This is a genomic window from Streptomyces sp. NPDC058663 (assembly GCF_042716745.1).
GTDB lineage: Bacteria > Actinomycetota > Actinomycetes > Streptomycetales > Streptomycetaceae > Streptomyces.
On the sequence record NZ_JBHXRV010000109.1, the window covers coordinates 1 to 2,994 of the forward strand.

At 73.6% G+C, this 2,994-nt stretch carries 1 protein-coding gene; it reads left to right on the forward strand.

Annotation, left to right across the window (positions count from 1 at the left end; genetic code table 11):
* Positions 1 to 201 precede the first annotated feature (201 nt).
* Positions 202 to 2,868, forward strand: a complete 2,667-nt coding sequence (gene pepN, locus ACFWVV_RS37675) for an aminopeptidase N (RefSeq protein WP_384347108.1) — start codon at positions 202 to 204, stop codon at positions 2,866 to 2,868.
* Positions 2,869 to 2,994 lie beyond the last annotated feature (126 nt).

A 2,994-nucleotide genomic window follows, 5' to 3' on the forward strand; every position in this document is an offset into this window, starting at 1 on the left:
GGGCCACCTCCCCGGCCCCTCCCCGCTCCGGGGCCACCTCCCCGGCCCCTCCCCGCACCGGGGCCACCTCCCCGGCCCCTCCCCGTACCGAGGCCCCCTCCCGCACTGGGCAACCTCCCCGGCCCCCGTGGCCCTCGCCCGCCCCGGCGGCGAACCTCTCCCGGCCCGCGCCGCCGCCCCCTCATCGGGCAGCATGTCCCCATGTCCGTACTGACGCGCGACGAAGCGCAGACCCGAGCCCGGCTCCTCGACGTACAGCGGTACACGATCGACCTCGACCTGACCGGTGAAGGACCGGCCGAAGGCGTCGCAGAGTCCCACGCCGCCACCGGCGAGGCCGACGCCACCTTCGACTCCCGTACCGTCATCCGCTTCACGGTGAGCGAGGCCGCGGCCGCCGACGGCCCCGTCGACACCTTCGTCGAGCTCAGGCCCGCCCTTCTGCGCTCCGTCACCCTCGACGGACACCCCCTCGACCCCGCCGCCCTCGACGGGAACCGCTTCCCCCTCACCGGCCTCACCGCAGGCCCGCACGAGCTGCACGTCGACGCCGCCATGCGCTACTCCCGCACCGGCGAAGGCATGCACCGGTTCACCGATCCCGCCGACGGCGAAACGTACGTCTACACCCAGCTCTTCCTCGACGACACCCAGCGCGTCTTCGCCTCCTTCGACCAGCCCGACCTCAAAGCCGTCTTCGAGGTCACCGCCACCGCACCGCCCAGCTGGACCGTTCTCGGCAACGGTGTCGCCACCCACCGGGGCGACGGACGTTGGACCCTCGCACCCACCCCCCTCATCTCCACCTACCTCGTCGCCGTCGCCGCCGGCCCCTGGCACTCGATCCGCACCCAGCACGCCGGCCTGCCCTTCGGCATCCACTGCCGACGCTCCCTCGCCCCCCACCTGGAAGCAGACGCGGACGAACTCCTGGGCATCACGCGCGCGTGCTTCGACCGCTTCCACGAGAAGTTCGACGAGCCGTACCCCTTCGACTCGTACGACCAGGCCTTCGTACCGGAGTTCAACGCCGGCGCCATGGAGAACCCCGGCCTCGTCACCTTCCGCGACACCTACGTCTTCCGCTCCGCCGTCACCGACACCCAGCGCCAGTCCCGCGGCGTCACCATCGCGCACGAGATGGCCCACATGTGGTTCGGCGACCTCGTCACCCTCCAGTGGTGGGACGACATCTGGCTGAACGAGTCCTTCGCCGAGTACATGGGCTACCAGACGCTTGCCGAAGTCACCGCCGGCGAGCCGGGGGCCACCCCGCCCGGTGTGCGGGGCACCGACCCGTGGACCGGCTTCGCCGTCTCCCGCAAGGGCTGGGGGTACGACGCCGACCAGCGGCCCTCCACCCACCCCGTCGCCCCGGACCCCGAGGCCGTGCCGGACACCGCCTCCGCACTCCTCAACTTCGACGGCATCTCCTACGCCAAGGGCGCCTCGGCCCTGCGCCAACTCGTCGCCTGGCTCGGCGAGAAGGACTTCCTGGCCGGCATCAACGTCCACTTCGCCCGCCACAAGTTCGGCAACGCCTGCCTCGCCGACTTCATCGACAACCTCGCCTCCGTGAACGACCGCGACGTCCACTCCTGGGCCCGGTCCTGGCTCCGCACCACCGGCGTCGACACCCTCACCCCCACGGCCACCGACACGGCAGAGGGTTGGACCCTCACCGTCGCCCACACCGGCAGCCGCCCGCACCGCATCACGGTCGGCGCGTACGACCACGACCTGGTCGACGCGGACGCCCTGGTCCTCCGCGAACACTTCCCACTGGACCTCCCAGGCCCGGCCCCGGCTGCGGCCGCCGACGCCGGCCCGGCCCCCGCTCCCGGCGCAGACACCCCCGCCGGAGCAGCGGCTCAACCCCCCACCGTCACCCGCCCCGGCCGCCGCCCCGCCCTCCTCCTGCTCAACGACGGCGACGAGACCTTCGCCAAGGTCCGCCTCGACCCGGCCTCCTGGCACACCGCCCTGCGCGCCCTCTCCGGCATCCCCGGCCCGCTCACCCGGGCCGTCATCTGGAACGCCGCCCGCGACATGGTCCGCGACGGCCAACTCCCGCCTGCCGACTACCTCGACGCCGCCCGCGCCCACCTCCCGCACGAAACCGACCTCGCCGTCGTGCAGGGCGTCCTCACCTTCGCCACCGCGGCCGTCGCCGGCCGCTACCTCGGCCCCGACCGGCGCCCCGCCGCGCTCGCCACCCTCACCGACCTGTGCCGCGACCTCATGCGCCGCACCGAGGACGGCAACAACCCCGGCCTGCGCCTCATCGCCGTACGCCACTTCATCGACGTCGCCACCCAGCCGGACAGCATCCGCGACTGGTACGACTCCGACAGCATCCCCGGCGGCCCCGCCCTCGACCCGGAACTCCGCTGGCGCATCCTCGGCCGGCTCGCGGCACTCGGCGCCACCGACGAAGCCACCATCGCCGCCGAACTCACCCGCGACCCCAGCGCCACCGGCGAGCAGGGCGCCGCCCAGTGCCGCGCCGCGCTGCCCAACGAAGAGGCCAAGTCGACCGCCTGGACAGCCATGTTCGACTCCGACACCCTGTCCAACTACCTCTTCGCCGCCACCGCCCAGGGCTTCTGGCAGCCGGAACAGACGGAACTCCTCCAGCCGTACGTGGCCCGCTACTACCCCGCGGCCGCCGCCCTCGCCACCCGCAGGAGCCCCGCAATGGCGGAGGCAGCCGGGTCGTACGCCTTCCCCGTGTACGCGGCCGACGCGGCGGCACTGACACTCGGCGAGGACCACCTCCGCGACACGGACCTGACCCCCGCCCTGCGGCGCAAACTCGTCGACCAACTGGACGACCTGCGCCGGGTACTGGCGGTCCGCCGGGCCTGACCCGGCCTGACTCGAAGGACACGCTCCGCACAGCACACGGACGCGGATGCGGTGGCCAGGACGGCGGTGGGGGGCGCGGGGGGGGGCCCCCCCCCCGCCCCCCCCCACCCGTCCCCCGGGCCCCCC

What these genes read in the sequence shown, in the direction of transcription:
- pepN (WP_384347108.1), top strand. Translation starts at nt 202, where the DNA reads ATGTCCGTACTGACGCGCGACGAAGCGCAGACCCGAGCCCGGCTCCTC.